We start from the raw sequence: 16,842 nt of genomic DNA, 5'->3' as shown, positions 1-16,842 counted from the left end.
GCGGGCCGTTGTATTTTGGTTACGCGATACGGCTGGCGAGGAACGCGCCGCTAGCGTAAAAACTACGCTTCTCGACCACCCGGCTCAAGGCTGACAATGCGACTGGCTTTTCCTACTTTACTGTTCACTGCCGTGGCGCTGTTGTTGAGTGCCGCGAGTGTGGGTGCCGCACCGCAACACGCGCTGACCGTGTATGGCGAACCGGCGAAATACCCCGCCAACTTCAGTCATTTTGCCTACACCAACGTTCAAGCCCCCAAGGGCGGCACTATGCGCCGCTCGGCGCTGGAGATCGGTCACTACGATCACATCCTTCCTTATATAGACAAGGGCATCGGCGTTTCGCAGATCGACGGCCTGCTCTATTCGCCTCTGGCCCAGCGCTCGCAGGACGAGCCTTACACTGTTTATGGCCTGGTGGCCCAGCAAATGGAGCGATCCGATGACGGTCTCTCGTTACGCTTCTACCTGAATCCCGAGGCGCGTTTTGCCGATGGAAAACCGATCACCGCTGAAGACGTGCGTTATACCTTCAACCTGCTGATGACCCAGGGCAGTTTGCGCTATCGCACGCAGTTCGCCGACGTCAAAGGCGTTCAGGTGGAGGCCACGCGCACAGTCCGTTTTGACTTCAAGACCAACGAGAACCGCACCCTGCCCCTCGACATCGCGACATTGCCGGTTCTCCCGGAGCACTGGTGGAAAACACGCGACTTCGCTGGCGGCGGCGGTTACGAGCCGCCCTTGGGCAGCGGCCCATACAGGGTTGGCAAGGTCGATTCCGGGCGCGCCATCACTTTTGAACGCAACCCTGACTGGTGGGGGAAGGACCTGCCGGTCAGCCGGGGCCTGTACAACTTCGATCACTTCAGCATCGAATACTTCGGCGATACGGACGTGGCGCGGCAGGTCCTGCGAGGTGGCGCTTACGATTACAACCGCGAATTCTCCGCCACCGGTTTCTCGATCGGGTACGACAGCCCGGCGCTCGGTGACGGTCGCTTGCAAAAGGCTCACCTGGCGCAAAATGCACCGCAATCAGCGCAAGGGTTCGTGTTCAACCTGCAAAACCCGCTGTTCCAGGACCTGCGCGTACGCAAAGCGTTGGTGATGCTCTGGGATTTTGAATGGACCAACCGCCAGATGATGCGGGGCCTGTATATCCGCCAGCAAAGTTATTTCTCCAACACCGAGCTCGCCGCGCGCGACCTGCCCGATGCCACTGAACTGTCGATCCTGGAGCCACTGCGAGGACACATTCCCGACGAAGTGTTTACCCAAGTATTCGAGGCACCAAAAACCGACGGCAGCGGGATGATCCGTGACAAGCAGCTGGAAGCATTGCAGCTACTCGAACAGGCAGGCTGGAAACCTGAAGGCGACCAATTGGTGAACGCCGAAGGCAAGCCACTGAGCTTCACCTTTCTGATCAGTCAGAACGGCCTGGACCGAATGCTGCTGCCGTACAAGCGCACGCTGAAGCAGATCGGCATCGACCTGAACATCCGCCGCATCGATTCATCCCAATACGTCAATCGCCTGATGTCCCGCGATTACGACATGATCGTCACCGGCTACCCGGTAACCACCTCCCCCGGCAATGAGCTATACAACTATTTCGGCTCGGTCGCGGCAAACGATCCCGGCTCGAATAATTACATGGTGTTGAAGAACCAGGCCGTCGACACACTTGTCGACGGCCTGGTGCGCGCTTCCACCAAAACCGACATGTTGCGCTACGCCCATGCCTTGGACCGGGTCCTGCAATGGAATTATTACTGGATCCCGAACTACTATCCGCCGGGCAGTTCAACGGTTTGGTGGAACCGCTTCGGGATGCCGAGCGTGCAGGCGGCTAACGACGAAGTCATCGAAAGCTGGTGGGAAGTAAGCACCACGCCCCTGACCAATCAGCAAATGACCGCCGAATTGATCAAACGTGGCAGACCTGGAGGGCCGCACTGATGTGGGCTTACATTCTGCGGCGCCTGCTGTTGATCATCCCGACATTGGTGATCATTCTTCTGGTCAATTTCATCATTGTGCAGGCCGCACCGGGTGGTCCGGTCGAACAGGCGATCGCGCACCTGCAGGGCATCGGCGGCGCCAGTGTCGGCGGCGGTTCCAGCGAAGTCATGAGCAGCAGCTCGCGCGCCAGTCGCGGCCTCGACCCCCAACTGATCAAGGAAATCGAAAAGCAGTACGGCTTCGACAAACCCGCACCGGAACGCCTCTGGCTGATGCTCAAGAGCTATGCGCAACTGGATTTCGGCAAGAGCTTCTTCCGCGGCGCCACGGTCACCGACCTGATTCTGGAAAAGATGCCGGTGACCATTTCCCTCGGGCTCTGGGCGACGCTGATCACTTATCTGGTGTCCATCCCGCTGGGCATTCGCAAAGCGGTGCGTCATGGCAGTCAGTTCGATATCTGGAGCAGTACCGCGATCATCATTGGTTATGCGATGCCGGCGTTTCTCTTTGCGATGTTCCTGATCGTGGTGTTCGCTGGCGGCACATCGCTGAACTGGTTTCCGGTGCGCGGCCTGGTGTCGGACAACTTCGAATCCCTGTCGACCGTGGGCAAGATTGCCGATTACTTCTGGCATCTGGTGTTGCCGGTGACAGCACTGGTGATTGGCGGTTTCGCGACGCTGACCATCCTGACCAAAAACTCCTTCCTCAACGAGATCACCCGACAGTATGTGGTTACCGCTCGCGCCAAAGGCATGAGCGAACGGCGCGTGCTTTACGGCCATGTGTTTCGCAACGCAATGTTGCTGGTGGTGTCGGGCATTCCCCAGGCATTCATCAGCGTGTTTTTTGCCGGGTCGCTACTGATCGAAGTGATCTTTTCGCTCGATGGCCTGGGTCGCATGAGTTATGAAGCGGCCGTGTCACGGGACTATCCGGTGGTGTTCGGTTCGCTGTTCATCTTCACCCTGTTCGGGCTACTGATAAAACTGCTCGGCGACCTGTGTTACACGCTGGTTGACCCGCGCATCGACTTCGCCGCGAGGAACGCCTGATGCTCAAGCTCTCGCCTCTCGCCCGTCGCCGCCTTGAACGCTTCAAGAAAAACCGCCGTGGCTGGTGGTCGCTGTGGTTGTTCATCGGCCTGTTTGTGCTGACCCTCGGCGGCGAATTGATCGCCAACGATAAACCGCTGGTCGTCAGCTATCAGGACTCGCTGTACTTTCCGGTGTTCAAACGCCACACCGAGCAGGAGTTCGGCGGACAATTGCCCTTTCAGGCCGACTACCGCAGCGACTATGTACAGAATCTGATCAGGAAGGACGGTGGCTGGCTGCTGTTTCCGCCGATTCCGTTCAGTGACGACACGCCCAACTATGACCTGAACAAACCCGCCCCCAGTCCGCCGTCGAGTGACAACTGGCTGGGCACGGACGACCAGGCGCGCGACGTGCTGGCCCGGGTGATTTTTGGTGCGCGGGTATCGATTCTGTTTGCGTTGATGCTGACGGTGGTCAGCGCGCTGATCGGCATTGCGGCGGGCGCCCTGCAAGGTTATTACGGCGGCTGGGTGGATTTGATCGGTCAGCGTGTGCTGGAGGTCTGGTCGGGATTGCCGGTGTTGTACTTGCTGATCATTCTTTCGGGGTTTGTCGAGCCGAATTTCTGGTGGTTGCTGGGAATCATGGCCCTGTTTTCCTGGCTGGCGCTGGTAGACGTGGTGCGCGCCGAGTTCCTGCGCGGGCGTAATCTGGAATACGTCAAAGCCGCCCGGGCGCTGGGCCTGACCGACCGCAAAGTGATCGTGCGGCACATTCTGCCCAACGCGATGAATGCCACGCTCAGTTACCTGCCGTTCATTCTGACCGGGGCGATCTCGACGCTGACGGCGCTGGACTTCCTCGGATTCGGCATGCCGGCCGGCAGCGCGTCGCTGGGCGAGTTGATCGGTCAGGGCAAGCAGAACCTGCAAGCGCCCTGGCTGGGGCTGACGGCGTTTTTCACGTTGGCGCTGATTCTTTCCTTACTGGTATTCATTGGCGAAGCATTGCGCGACGCGTTTGATCCGCGATCTTGATCCGCGATCTTGATCCGCGATCTTGACCTTGGGATTTGAACAACAATGCTGATGCGGAGATTACAAACTTGAGTCTCAACCTGATCGAAATCCGTGATCTGTGCGTCGCCTTCAACGGCCAGACCGTGGTCCGTAACCTGTGCCTGGACATCCGTCCGGGCGAGTGCCTGGCGCTGGTGGGTGAATCGGGTTCCGGCAAATCGGTCACGGCGCACTCGATCCTGCAATTGCTGCCCGAGACCGGTACCGAGACGACTGGCAGCATTCGCTATCACGGCAAGGAGTTGCTCGGCGCCTCGTCCAGAGTATTGCGGGAACTGCGTGGCAACCGCATAGCGATGATCTTTCAGGAGCCGATGACCTCGCTCAACCCTCTGCACACAATCGAAAAACAAATCGGTGAAACACTATTGCTGCACAAGGGCCTGACCGGCAAACGGGCACAGGCGCGCATTCTTGAACTGCTGCAGCTGGTGGGCATTCAGAAACCCAGGGAACGGCTCAAGGCATACCCGCATCAGCTATCTGGAGGCCAGCGGCAACGGGTGATGATCGCCATGGCGCTGGCCTGCGAACCACAATTGCTGATTGCTGACGAACCGACCACGGCGCTGGACGTCACCGTGCAGCGCAAAATCCTGATCCTGCTCAAATCACTGCAACAGCGCCTTGGCATGTCGCTGCTGCTGATCAGCCACGACCTCAATCTGGTGCGCAGCATTGCCCAGCGTGTGTGCGTGATGAAGGCCGGCGAAATTGTCGAGCAGGCGTCCTGCGAAACCTTGTTCACCGAACCGCAACACCCTTACAGCTGCGTGCTGCTGAACGCCGAACCGGAAGGTGAGGCGCTGCCCAGGGACGAACGTGAAAACGTTCTGGAAGTAGACAGTCTGAACGTGCGGTTTCAGTTGAGTGGCGGCCTGTTTCGCCGCAAGACTTTCCTGCGCGCAGTGGACGGCATCAGCCTGAACATCCAGCGCGGCAAGACCCTGGGCATTGTGGGTGAGTCCGGTTCCGGCAAGTCGACGCTGGGCCAGGCGATTCTGCGGCTGCTCGATTCCGACGGCAGCATTCGCTTTCAGGGCGAAGCGCTGGACGGCTTGACGCAAAAGCAGCTGCGGCCATGGCGCAAGAAAATGCAGGTGGTGTTCCAGGATCCCTTTGGCAGTTTGAGCCCGCGTATGTCGGTGGCGCAGATCATCAGCGAAGGCCTTGAGGTGCACAGCCATTCGAGCGCCGATCAGTGTGACGCGCAAGTGGTGCAAGCACTGCAGGAAGTCGGCCTCGACCCGCTGAGCCGGCATCGATATCCGCATGAGTTCTCCGGCGGACAGCGTCAGCGCATCGCCATTGCGCGGGCGCTGGTGTTGAAACCGGCGCTGATTTTGCTCGACGAACCGACGTCGGCGCTGGATCGCACCGTGCAAAAGCAGGTGGTCGCCCTGCTCCGCCAGCTGCAGGAAAAACATGGCCTGACGTATCTGTTTATCAGCCATGATCTGGCGGTCGTGCGCGCGCTGGCGCATGACCTGATCGTGATCAAGGACGGCAAAGTGGTTGAGCGCGGTGCCAGTCATGAGGTATTTGAATCGCCGCAGCACCCGTATACCAAAGAGCTGTTGGCGGCGGCGCATGCGCGGTAGCAGCGGGCAGACGTTGCACCGTGTCACGGCCTTCGCGAGCAAGCTCGCGATGGTGTCCGCACAGGCAATACACAACAAGGATCAGCCAGCATGAACACCACCGAAAGCCTCAAGGATTACCAGCGCGTTCGCCTGCTGGCGATCCGTTCGTTGTTCGAAATCATCGAGCAGTCGAGTGAAGGCACGGTGATTGTCGACCGCGATGCCAATATCGTCTGGATGAACGAACGCTATGCCCGGCGTTTCGGCCTGGAATCTGCGGAAGTGGCCATCGGCAAACCCTGTGAAAGCGTGATCCCCGGCAGCTTGCTGCGTGAAGTGGTACGCACGGGTCGGCCGATTCTGCTCGACATGCAGGACACGCCCAAAGAACCCATGGTGGTCATGCGTCTGCCGATTCACGACGACGCCGGGGTGGTGATCGGCGCGATCGGTTTTGCCTTGTTCGATGAGTTGCGTAGCCTTTCGCCGATGCTCAAGCGCTACATGAGCATGCAAGAAGAACTCGCCTCGACCCGCTCGCTGCTGCGTGCACGCCAAACCAAATACAACTTCGCCCACTTCATCGGCACCAGCGCGGCGAGCCTTGAAGTCAAACGCCGCGCGCGCCGCAGTGCCAGCGCCGATTCGCCGGTGTTGCTGCTGGGCGAAACCGGCACCGGCAAGGAACTGCTCGCGCAGGCGATTCATGGCGCATCACCTCGCGCGCACAAAGCTTTCGTCAGCATCAACAGCGCGGCCATCCCCGAAGCGTTGCTGGAAGCGGAATTTTTCGGCACTGCCCCCGGCGCGTTTACCGGCGCTGATCGCAAGGGTCGCGTCGGCAAGTTGCAGATCGCTCAGGGCGGCACGCTGTTCCTTGATGAGATCGGCGACATGCCGCTGCCGTTGCAGAGCAAACTGTTGCGGGTCCTGCAGGAGAAGGAATTCGAGCCGGTCGGCTCCAATGAGGTGATCCAGAGCGATGTGCGGGTGATCGCTGCGACCTCCACCAACCTTGAAGAGGCGCTCAAGCGCGGCGACTTTCGTGCTGACTTGTACTACCGCCTCAACGTCCTGCCGATCCAGGTTCCGCCGTTGCGTGATCGTCTCGATGACTTGCCGGCCCTGAGCGAAGCGATCCTCGAAGAGCTGCGCAGTCAGCACGAGCTGAACCATGAAGCACTGGCGCTATTGGCTCAACACGCCTGGCCGGGGAATATTCGCGAGCTGCGTAACGTGCTGGAACGTGCGGCGCTGCTCAGTGATGATCTGATGTTGAACGCCGTGGACATCCGCGCAGCAATCGGGACGCTCACGCCAGTGGAGCGCTCCGTTTCAACAGTGATCGAACCGGTTGTGCTTGAAACATTCAGCGCGGCGCGGGAGCGGTTTGATAGGCAGCTGATTGAGCATGCACTAGCGCAATGTGGAGGCAAAGTGATTGAAGCGGCGGCGCAATTGGGGTTGGGACGGTCGACTCTGTACAAGAAAATGGTGGCTTTAGGGATTGCTGAATCTCTTTAAAGAGACGCAGATCTCCTTTGGTAGACAGACTTCTTCGCGTGCAAGTCTTTCCCTTACAGGGATAGAGTTTCCGGTCCCGATGAAGAAAATCTGTGGGGGCGAGACTTGCTCGCGAAAGACCCCTCACATACAAAAAATATCTCAAAAAAGAGATAAATTCATATCAGCGAATACTAAACACCTTAAATACCCAGTCAAATCAACACGTTACACATCTGGCACAAATCTCGCTAAAGCCCTCTCCCACCAGCAATACCCAAAAAAATAACAATTCAGGAGACACACCATGAGTGTGACCATTGCCTTGGCAGCCCTCGCGCTGCTGATGCTGGCCGCCTACCGCGGCTACAGCGTTATCCTCTTTGCCCCGATTGCCGCCCTCGGCGCCGTGCTGCTCACCGATCCGTCCGCCGTTGCCCCAGCCTTTACCGGGGTGTTCATGGAAAAAATGGTCGGTTTCATCAAATTGTATTTCCCGGTGTTCCTGCTCGGTGCAGTGTTCGGCAAGCTGATCGAGTTGTCGGGTTTTTCGCGCTCCATTGTCGCGGCCGCCATTCGCTTGCTCGGCACCCGCCAGGCGATGCTGGTCATCGTACTGGTCTGCGCCCTGCTGACCTACGGCGGCGTGTCGCTGTTCGTGGTGGTCTTCGCGGTCTACCCTTTTGCCGCGGAGATGTTCCGCCAGAGCAATATTCCCAAACGCCTGATCCCGGCGACCATTGCACTCGGCGCCTTCTCGTTCACCATGGACGCCCTGCCCGGGACACCGCAGATCCAGAACATCATCCCCAGCACTTTCTTCAACACTACCGCGTGGGCGGCGCCATGGCTGGGTGTGATCGGCACGATCTTCGTATTTTGTGCCGGCATGCTGTTCCTCCAGCGCCAACGCAGCAAGGCCCAGCGCAGCGGCGAAGGCTACGGCACGGAGTTGCGCAACGAGCCGGAAACCGCGGCCGACATCAAATTGCCCAACCCGTGGCTCGCCCTCTCACCGTTACTGGCGGTGGGGATCATGAATTTGCTGTTTACCCAGTGGATTCCGCAGTGGTACGGCAAAACCCACAGCCTCGCGCTGCCGGGCATGAGCACACCGGTGACCACCGAAATCGCCAAACTCACGGCCATTTGGGCAGTTCAGGCGGCGCTGCTGGTGGGCATCCTGATGGTGTTGGCATTCGGCTTCCAGGCGATTCGCAGCAAGTTGGCCGAAGGCAGTAAAAGTGCGGTCAGCGGTGCGCTATTGGCGGCGATGAATACCGCCTCGGAATACGGTTTCGGTGCGGTGATCGCTTCATTGCCGGGTTTCCTGGTGCTGGCCGACTGGTTGAAAAACATCCCCAATCCGCTGGTTAACGAGGCCGTCACGGTTACGTTGCTGGCCGGCATCACCGGTTCGGCGTCGGGCGGCATGAGCATTGCCCTGGCGGCGATGGCCGATGATTTCATCGCAGCGGCAAATGCTGCGAATATTCCGCTGGAAGTGCTGCACCGCGTGGCTGCCATGGCCAGCGGCGGCATGGACACCTTGCCGCACAACGGCGCGGTAATCACTTTGCTCGCGGTAACCGGCCTGACCCACCGCGAAGCCTATAAAGACATTTTCTGTATTACGCTGATCAAGACCCTGGCGGTCTTTGTGGTGATCGGTACTTTCTACGCCACTGGCATTGTGTGAGGTATTGATGACAACTCTTTCGGGCAAGACGGCATTGGTTACCGGATCCACCAGCGGCATTGGCCTGGGCATCGCCCTGAGCCTGGCCAAGGCGGGTGCGAATGTGATCCTCAACGGTTTCGGCGATGCGGCAACGGTGATTGCCGAAGTCGAGCAACTTAACAAGAGCAGCGGCGGCAAGGTCGGCCATCACCCGGCCGACGTCAGCGACCCGGCACAGATTGCCGACATGCTGGCCTACGCTGTGCGCGAATTCGGCGGCGTCGATATTCTGGTCAACAATGCGGGGATTCAACACGTTTGCGCCATTGAGGATTTCCCTGTCGAGCGCTGGGATTCGATCATCGCGATCAATTTGTCCTCGGTGTTCCACAGCACGCGTTTGAGCTTGCCGGGCATGCGCGCCAAGGGCTGGGGACGGATCATCAACATCGCTTCGGTGCACGGCCAGGTCGGCTCGGTGGGCAAGGCTGCGTACGTGGCAGCCAAACACGGCGTGATCGGGCTGACAAAAGTGGTCGGCCTGGAGACGGCCACCAGCAACGTGACCTGCAACGCTATCTGCCCGGGCTGGGTATTGACGCCACTGGTGCAGAAGCAGATTGATGACCGCGTCGCCACCGGGACCGATCCGCAGCAGGCGCAGCATGATCTGCTGGCCGAGAAGCAACCGTCGCTGGAGTTCGTGACCCCGCCGCAGTTGGGCGAACTGGTGCTGTTCCTGTGCAGCGAGGCTGGCAGCCAGGTGCGCGGGGCGGCGTGGAACATTGATGGTGGCTGGCTGGCGCAGTGACCCAAATCACCCCGTGGTGAGTGGGCCAGGCTGTGGCGGATCTAACTGCGGCGAGGGGATCTACCTGTGCCAAGGGGCGTATCTGTGCCAAGGGGATTTACCTGTGCCAAGGGGATTGCCTGTGCCAAGGGGATTGCCTGTGCCAAGGGACCTACCTGTGCCAAGGGGATTTACCTGTGCCAAGGGGATCTACCTGTGCCAAGGAACCTACCTGTGCCAAGGGGATTTGCCTGTGCCAAGGGGATCTACCTGTGCCAAGGGAGCTACCTGTGCCAAGGGAGCTACCTGTGCCAAGGGGATTTACCTGTGCCAAGGGACCTACCTGTGCCAAGGGGATTTGCCTGTGCCAAGGGACCTACCTGTGCCAAGGGGATTTACCTGTGCCAAGGGACCTACCTGTGCCAAGGGAGCTTCTGTGGCGAGGGGGCTTGCCCCCGTTGGACGGCGCAGCCGTCCCGATTGCTGCGGTCACGGTATCCGATGGATCGGGGCGGCTGCGCCACCCAACGGGGGCAAGCCCCCTCGCCACAGAAGCCCGCTTGTCACAGAAGCCCCCTCGCCACAGAAGCCGCCTCGCCACAGCAACTCCCGCGCCACGGAGGCCTGCGCCAAAGTAGCCTGCATATATGAATAAAAAAGAGGCAACCCATGTCTGACATCCTCTGGCAACCCAGCGCCGACCGCATCGGCAAGACGCGCATAGACGCCTTCCGGCGCTTCATCAACAAACGCCATCACCTGAAAGTGGACGACTACCGTGCCCTGCACCAATGGTCCATCAATCAACGTGAGGACTTCTGGCAGGCGGTTGTCGATTTCTTTGACCTGCGCTTCCATACGCAACCGGACGCGGTACTGATCGAAGGCGCGCAGATGCCCAGCGCCGAATGGTTTCCCGGCGCTACGCTGAACTTCGCCGAGCACTTGCTGCGTCGTCGCGACGATGCCGTGGCGGTCATTGCCATCGGCGAAAGCGGTCAGCGTGAACAGCTGAGCTGGGCAGAACTGGCGGAACACGTCGCCGGTTTTCAAAACAGCCTGCAGGCGGCTGGCATCGGCATCGGTGATCGCGTTGCCGCGTGCATGCCTAATACCTGGCAAACCCTGGTTGCCATGCTCGCCACCACCAGCCTCGGTGCGATCTGGTCTTGCTCGTCACCCGACTTCGGCACTCAGGGGGTGATCGACCGATTCGGCCAGATCGAACCGAAGGTGTTGATCACCTGCGCCGGCTACCATTACGCCGGCAAGAACATCGACCAGACGGCCAAGGTCAACGAAATCCTTGAGCGCCTGCCGACGCTGCGGCAATTAATCGTAGTGCCGTACGCGCGACCGCAGGCACGCATCGTGCATTTTCGCACTCAGGCCGACCGCGCTTTGTGGGATGACTTCTACGAAGCCGGCGGCGACCCGGATTTCGTCGCCGTACCTTTCGATCATCCGCTGTACATCCTTTATTCCAGCGGCACCACTGGCGTGCCCAAGTGCATCATCCACAGCACCGGCGGCGTACTGCTGCAACACGTCAAGGAACACGGTCTGCATTGCGACCTTGGCTCCGGTGACCGCCTGTTCTACTACACCACTTGCGGCTGGATGATGTGGAACTGGCTGGTCTCGGCCCTTGCGGTCGGCAGCACAGTGGTGCTGTATGACGGTTCGCCATTTCATCCTGACCCCGAACGTTTGATCGATCTGATTGATGACGAGCGCATCAGCGTTTTCGGCACCAGCCCGAAATTCCTCGCGACCCTGGAAAGCAGTGGCGTAAAACCACGTCAGAGCCATGCGCTGGACAGCCTGAAAATCCTCTTGTGCACGGGCTCCGCACTGTCCCCTCAGAGTTATGACTTTGTTTACCGGGATTTCAAGAGCGAGCTGTGCCTGGCGTCGATGTCCGGCGGCACCGACATTGTCTCGTGCTTTGTGAACGGCAATCCGCTGGAGCCGGTGCGGCGCGGTGAAATTCAGGGCAAGAGCCTCGGCATGGCCGTTGAAGTCTGGAGCGATGCCGGCCGCCCGGTGATCGGCGAGAAAGGTGAGCTGGTCTGCACCCGCCACTTCCCCGCCATGCCGATCGGCTTATGGAATGATACGAACGGAGACAAATTGCGCACGTCCTATTTCAGTCTGTTCCCCGGTGTCTGGGCTCAGGGGGATTACGCCGAACAATTGCCCCACGGCGCGATGCTGATTCATGGCCGTTCCGACGCGGTGCTCAATCCCGGCGGCGTGCGTATCGGCACAGCAGAAATTTATCGCCAGGTTGAAAAAGTCCCGCAGGTCACCGACTGCGTCGCTATCGGCCAGCAATGGCATGACGACGTACGCGTGGTGTTGTTCGTGCGCCTGCAGGACGGCGTCGAACTGGACGACGCATTGCGAGAAAAGATCCGCCAGGTGATTCGCGCCAACACCACCCCACGGCATGTCCCGGCAAAAATCGTTGCGGTCACGGACATTCCGCGGACCATCAGCGGCAAAGTCGTCGAATTGGCAGTACGCAACGTGGTGCATGGCCAACCGGTCAAGAACACCGATGCCCTGGCCAATCCCGAAGCGCTCGAGCAGTTTCGTCAGCGCCCGGAGCTGCTTGATTGACTGGCCGCGACTGTTATGGAAAATGCCAGGTTTGACTCCCGGCCCAGCCTGACCGAAGCTGGCTGCTCTGGAAAAGTTTGCCAGCTTCGGATATTTGCATGCCCAAGTCCCGCCGCTACCTGATCATCAGCCTGTGCGTTCTGCTCGCCATCGGCGTTGCCTGGCTGTACCTGCGCAGCACCGCGCCGGTAATACCGGAAGCGATCAAGCGCGGCTACAGCGAAGCCTTGACCCAGGCCCGTGAAGGCCGCCCAGGTGCGGCGCGGATGCTCTATCAGCAGCTCGCCCGCCCGGACATCTCGCCCAAGCGGCGCACCTGGCTGCATGCCGAACTGCCCAATTACCCCAGCTCGGTCGCCCTGAAACTGGCCGACGCCGACCTTCAGCACCCATCCGCCAGCGTGCGCATCGCTGCAATCCAAAGCATCAGCGGACTGGTTCCCGGCGGGCAACGGAGTTTGCTTCTTGGGCCATTGCTGGACGATAGCGATCAAAGCGTTCGGTTTGCCGCAGTGAATGCCCTGCTCGGCTTGTCGCCGGACAATCTCGGCCTATATTTCGGGCCGGTGCAGCAGGCGGTCGACGCCTGGAAGCAGGCACTGAAAAACACCCCGGAGACGGCTGACAACCAGATCCAGCTGGCTCGCCTGCATTTGCACAATGGCGAGTACAAGGAGGCGCAACTGGCCCTCGAACATACCTTGCGCCTCGCCCCGGACAATCTGCAGGCGCTGGTGATGCAGATCGAAGTGCTGGACAAACAGGGACAAAGTGAAGCGGCGCGGCTGTTACTGGCCAGACAATTGAAAGCGCAGCCCGATTCGGCATACCTGCAACATGCCCTGGGCATGTGGTTGCTGCATCACGATCAAAGTGAGTTCGCTTTGCTGGGCTTATCCAAAGCCGTAGAGCTGGAACCGGATAACAAAGACTACCGCTACGACCTTGCAACTACGCTGCACGATCAGCAAGAGCTGGAAGCGGCGCAGAATCAGTTACAGGAAATCGTCCAGCGCCACCCGGCTGACCGCCGCGCCCGAGTCCTGCTGATCAGTTACTGGAAGGAAAGTGGGCAACTGCAAAACGTGCAGATTCTGCTCGCGCAACTCGAACAATTGAATCCCGACGACCCGGCATTGCAACAAGGTCTCTAATATCGCTTAAAAGATGCGGAACCGCTGTCACGGCCAACGGTCAAGTGATCAGGCAGTTCATTCAGTCTATTCAAGCCTGCTGCCTCGCTTCCCCTAGTCATGAGAGGGCATTTTTTGTCTACATCTAACGAGTTGTTCAGTGCAAAAGCCGCCACCGGCATCGAAGGTCTGGATGACATCCTGGCCGGTGGGTTATCCCGTAGCCATGTCTTCCTTCTGGAAGGTGAACCCGGCACCGGTAAAACCACGGTGGCTTTGCATTTTTTAATGGCCGGCGCCAAAGCCGGCGAGCGCTCGTTGTACATCACCCTTTCCGAAACAGAGCACGAATTGCGTCAGGGCGCGCGGTCCCACGGCTGGGAGCTGGATGAGAACATCCACATCTTTGAGCTGACACCGCCGGAAAGCCTGCTCAACGCTGAACATCAGCAAAGCCTGCTCTACTCTTCCGATCTTGAGTTGGGCGAAGCCACCAGACAGATATTTGAAGTGGTCGAACGGATCAAACCGACCCGTGTGGTGCTCGACAGCCTTTCCGAGATTCGTCTGCTGGCGCAGAGCTCGCTGCGCTATCGTCGGCAGATACTCGCCATCAAACATTACTTTGTGCGCTATGACGCGACGGTGGTGTTGCTGGATGACCTGACCACTGAATCCCTCGACAAAACCGTGCACAGTGTCGCGCATGGCGTCATCCGCCTTGAAGAGCTGACCCCCAACTACGGCGCCGAACGCCGTCGCGTGCGCGTGGTGAAATACCGCGGGCAGAAATATCGCGGTGGCTTTCACGACTTCACCATCATGGGCGATGGCGTGCACGTGTTTCCCCGTCTTGTAGCGGCCGAGCATCGCAGCGGCTATGAACGCCTGCAATTGTCCAGCGGCATAAAGGAAATGGACGCCCTGCTCGGCGGCGGTATCGAGACCGGCTCTGGCACATTGATCCTCGGGCCGGCTGGTACCGGTAAATCGCTGATCTCGATGATCTTTGCCGCGGCTGCAGTAGCGCGAGGCGAGAAGGCCGCACTGTTCATTTTCGACGAAGAACTCGGCCTGCTGTTCGAACGCATGAAAAACATGGGCATTGATCTCAAAGCCTTGCAAGCCACCGGTAATCTGCTGATTGAACAGGTCGACGCTGCAGAACTGTCGCCAGGGGAATTTTCACACCGCGTGCGCCGCTGCGTCGATGAGCGCGATATCAAGACCGTAGTGATCGACAGCATCAACGGCTATCAGGCCGCGATGCCTGAAGAGAACGCGCTGGTCTTGCACATGCATGAACTGCTGCTGTACCTCAATCGTCGTGGCGCTGCGACATTCATGACAGTCGCGCAGCATGGCCTGGTCGGCGACATGAAGGCGCCGGTCGATATTACCTATCTGGCCGACACGGTCATTCTGTTGCGATATTTCGAAGCGCTGGGCCGGGTCCGCCGGGCGATTTCGATCATCAAGAAACGTACCGGCAGCCACGAGTCGACCATTCGCGAATATCGCATCGGTTCGACCGGCATGACCATCGGCAAACCGCTGGATGCCTTCCAGGGCGTCCTGCGCGGCGTGCCGACTTATATGGGCGAAAGCAAGCCCCTGCTTGAGGACGAAACCCCGTGAGTGTCGCGCACGCGACCACCGAACGCGCGATCATCCTCGCGCCGCTGGGACGTGACAGCCAGGTCGCACTGATGATGCTCAACGAAGCAGGATACGACGGCATCATCGCGCGCGACCTTCCAGGTTTGTGCGCGGAAGTGGAGCACGGTGCCGGGGTACTGCTGATTTCTTCCGAGGCTCTGCTTGGCAGCGACGTCGAACCGCTGTTCAGCCTGATCGAGGACCAGCCAGCATGGTCGGATCTGCCGATTGTGTTGATGACTTATCACGGTGGTCCCGAACAGAACCCCGCTTCTCGTTTCGGGCCGCAACTGGGTAACGTCACATTTCTCGAGCGCCCTTTCCATCCTGTGACGTTGATCAGTCTGGTTGCCACCGCGTTGCGAGGGCGCCGACGACAATACGAAGCCAGGGATCGGCTGATCGACCTCAGTCAAAGCGAAATGCGATTGCAGACCACCCTCGAGACCCTGGAACAGCAGGTGGAGGAGCGTACTGCGCAATTGCGTCACAACGAAGAAGCCCTGCGCCAGTCGCAGAAAATGGAAGCCGTTGGCCAACTCACTGGCGGCATTGCCCACGATTTCAACAACATGCTGACCGGCATCATCGGTAGCCTTGAATTGCTGCGCCGACGCCTGGCACGTGGACGTACCGAAGACCTGGATAGCCTCATCGATCTGGGCGTGACCTCCGCCAACCGTGCGGCCGGCCTGACCCATCGACTGCTGGCGTTTTCCCGACGTCAGTCGCTCGATTCGAAACCCGTCGAGATGAACACGCTGGTTGTGTCGATGGGCGAGTTACTGCAACGCAGCATTAATGAAAGCATCCATCTGGACATGCAACTGGACCCGCATTTGTGGGTAGCCGAGGCCGATCCCAATCAACTGGAAAGCGCCCTGCTCAACCTGGTCATCAATGCCCGGGATGCCATGCCCAGCGGCGGCACACTGGTGGTCAAAACCAGCAATCAATACCTCGACGCAGACTTCACCGCAGCCCACAGCAATCTCGAGCCCGGTGACTACGTGGTGCTGAGCGTCATGGATAATGGATGCGGCATGCCGCAAAGCACCATCAATCGCGCCTTTGACCCCTTCTTTACCACCAAACCCATCGGCCAGGGCACAGGCCTTGGATTGTCGATGATCTACGGCTTCAGCAAACAATCACGCGGACACGTGGTCATCGACAGCGAGGAAGGCAACGGCACAACGGTGAGTCTGTACCTGCCACGCTGTGGCAACGACGTACATCAGGATCAACCCGTCAATATCCAACACGCGCTGATCGCCGAGAATGGCGAGACCGTGTTGATTGTGGAAGATGATCCCGCTGTGCGCGTACTGGTCAGCACGGTGCTGAGTGACTTGGGTTACGCCTTCGTAGAAGCCGTCGATGCCCCTAGCGCAGTGCCAATCCTCAACTCCGCACAACGCATCGATCTGCTGATCAGTGACGTCGGCCTGCCCGGGATGAATGGTCGACAACTGGCGGAAATCGGCCGGCAATACCGGCCGGACCTCAAGGTGCTATTCATCACTGGTTACGCAGAACATGCGGCAGTGCGCGGCGGGTTCCTTGATCCGGGCATGCAGATGATCACCAAGCCGTTCACCTTTGATTTGTTGACCGCGAAGGTGCGGGAGATGATTCGGATTTGAGGTGTGGGAACAAAGCTTACCGTGGAATGGAGGGTGCCGGCTGCTCCATTTCTGTCGGATATACCCCGATTCCGCAAAAGCAGAGCTTGCTCGCTAAAGCGTCATACGGCTCACCATTCAAACCGCAGTGCT

At 59.2% G+C, this 16,842-nt stretch carries 11 protein-coding genes; all 11 read left to right on the top strand.

Annotated features, from left to right (window positions below; genetic code table 11):
- Positions 1-96 precede the first annotated feature (96 nt).
- Positions 97-1,965: an extracellular solute-binding protein gene (locus F8N12_RS18695; protein WP_150581796.1), complete on the top strand. Its 1,869-nt coding sequence runs from the start codon at positions 97-99 to the stop codon at positions 1,963-1,965.
- Positions 1,965-3,026, top strand: a complete 1,062-nt coding sequence (locus F8N12_RS18690) for a microcin C ABC transporter permease YejB (RefSeq protein ID WP_150581795.1) — start codon at positions 1,965-1,967, stop codon at positions 3,024-3,026. The genes F8N12_RS18695 and F8N12_RS18690 overlap by 1 nt, the downstream gene beginning before the upstream one ends.
- The gene (locus F8N12_RS18685; RefSeq protein ID WP_150581794.1) at positions 3,026-4,048 is read left to right on the top strand and encodes an ABC transporter permease; all 1,023 of its coding nucleotides are present in this window, start codon (positions 3,026-3,028) and stop codon (positions 4,046-4,048) included. The genes F8N12_RS18690 and F8N12_RS18685 overlap by 1 nt, the downstream gene beginning before the upstream one ends.
- Before the next feature lie 68 nt (positions 4,049-4,116).
- Positions 4,117-5,691, top strand: a complete 1,575-nt coding sequence (locus F8N12_RS18680) for an ABC transporter ATP-binding protein (RefSeq protein ID WP_150581793.1) — start codon at positions 4,117-4,119, stop codon at positions 5,689-5,691.
- Between the two features lie 90 nt (positions 5,692-5,781).
- Positions 5,782-7,197, top strand: coding sequence for a sigma-54 interaction domain-containing protein (locus tag F8N12_RS18675; RefSeq protein ID WP_150581792.1), 1,416 nt, complete (start codon positions 5,782-5,784; stop codon positions 7,195-7,197).
- Between the two features lie 286 nt (positions 7,198-7,483).
- Complete coding sequence (locus F8N12_RS18670; protein WP_150581791.1) at positions 7,484-8,875, top strand: GntP family permease; 1,392 nt, start codon at positions 7,484-7,486, stop codon at positions 8,873-8,875.
- 7 nt (positions 8,876-8,882) lie between these two features.
- Positions 8,883-9,668: a 3-hydroxybutyrate dehydrogenase gene (locus tag F8N12_RS18665; RefSeq protein WP_150581790.1), complete on the top strand. Its 786-nt coding sequence runs from the start codon at positions 8,883-8,885 to the stop codon at positions 9,666-9,668.
- Between the two features lie 648 nt (positions 9,669-10,316).
- Entirely contained in the window at positions 10,317-12,272 is a 1,956-nt protein-coding gene (locus F8N12_RS18660) for an acetoacetate--CoA ligase (RefSeq protein ID WP_150581789.1), read from the top strand.
- A gap of 98 nt (positions 12,273-12,370) precedes the next feature.
- Positions 12,371-13,426, top strand: coding sequence for a tetratricopeptide repeat protein (locus F8N12_RS18655; RefSeq protein WP_150581788.1), 1,056 nt, complete (start codon positions 12,371-12,373; stop codon positions 13,424-13,426).
- 114 nt (positions 13,427-13,540) lie between these two features.
- The gene (locus F8N12_RS18650; RefSeq protein WP_150581787.1) at positions 13,541-15,043 is read left to right on the top strand and encodes an ATPase domain-containing protein; all 1,503 of its coding nucleotides are present in this window, start codon (positions 13,541-13,543) and stop codon (positions 15,041-15,043) included.
- Complete coding sequence (locus tag F8N12_RS18645; RefSeq protein WP_150581786.1) at positions 15,040-16,710, top strand: ATP-binding protein; 1,671 nt, start codon at positions 15,040-15,042, stop codon at positions 16,708-16,710. Before F8N12_RS18650 ends, F8N12_RS18645 begins: the two co-directional genes overlap by 4 nt.
- Positions 16,711-16,842: the final 132 nt, after the last annotated feature.

The organism is Pseudomonas fluorescens, from assembly GCF_902497625.1.
Taxonomy (GTDB): domain Bacteria; phylum Pseudomonadota; class Gammaproteobacteria; order Pseudomonadales; family Pseudomonadaceae; genus Aquipseudomonas; species Aquipseudomonas fluorescens_BQ.
The sequence above is the reverse complement of the archived record's forward strand: the minus strand, read 5'-3'. Positions and strand labels throughout refer to the sequence as shown.

Bases quoted from the DNA above. Each gene is read 5' to 3' on its own strand.
- F8N12_RS18660 (WP_150581789.1), top strand. From the start codon at position 10,317: ATGTCTGACATCCTCTGGCAACCCAGCGCCGACCGCATCGGCAAGACG.
- F8N12_RS18655 (WP_150581788.1), top strand. From the start codon at position 12,371: ATGCCCAAGTCCCGCCGCTACCTGATCATCAGCCTGTGCGTTCTGCTC.
- F8N12_RS18670 (WP_150581791.1), top strand. From the start codon at position 7,484: ATGAGTGTGACCATTGCCTTGGCAGCCCTCGCGCTGCTGATGCTGGCC.
- F8N12_RS18695 (WP_150581796.1), top strand. From the start codon at position 97: ATGCGACTGGCTTTTCCTACTTTACTGTTCACTGCCGTGGCGCTGTTG.
- F8N12_RS18675 (WP_150581792.1), top strand. From the start codon at position 5,782: ATGAACACCACCGAAAGCCTCAAGGATTACCAGCGCGTTCGCCTGCTG.
- F8N12_RS18690 (WP_150581795.1), top strand. From the start codon at position 1,965: ATGTGGGCTTACATTCTGCGGCGCCTGCTGTTGATCATCCCGACATTG.
- F8N12_RS18665 (WP_150581790.1), top strand. From the start codon at position 8,883: ATGACAACTCTTTCGGGCAAGACGGCATTGGTTACCGGATCCACCAGC.
- F8N12_RS18685 (WP_150581794.1), top strand. From the start codon at position 3,026: ATGCTCAAGCTCTCGCCTCTCGCCCGTCGCCGCCTTGAACGCTTCAAG.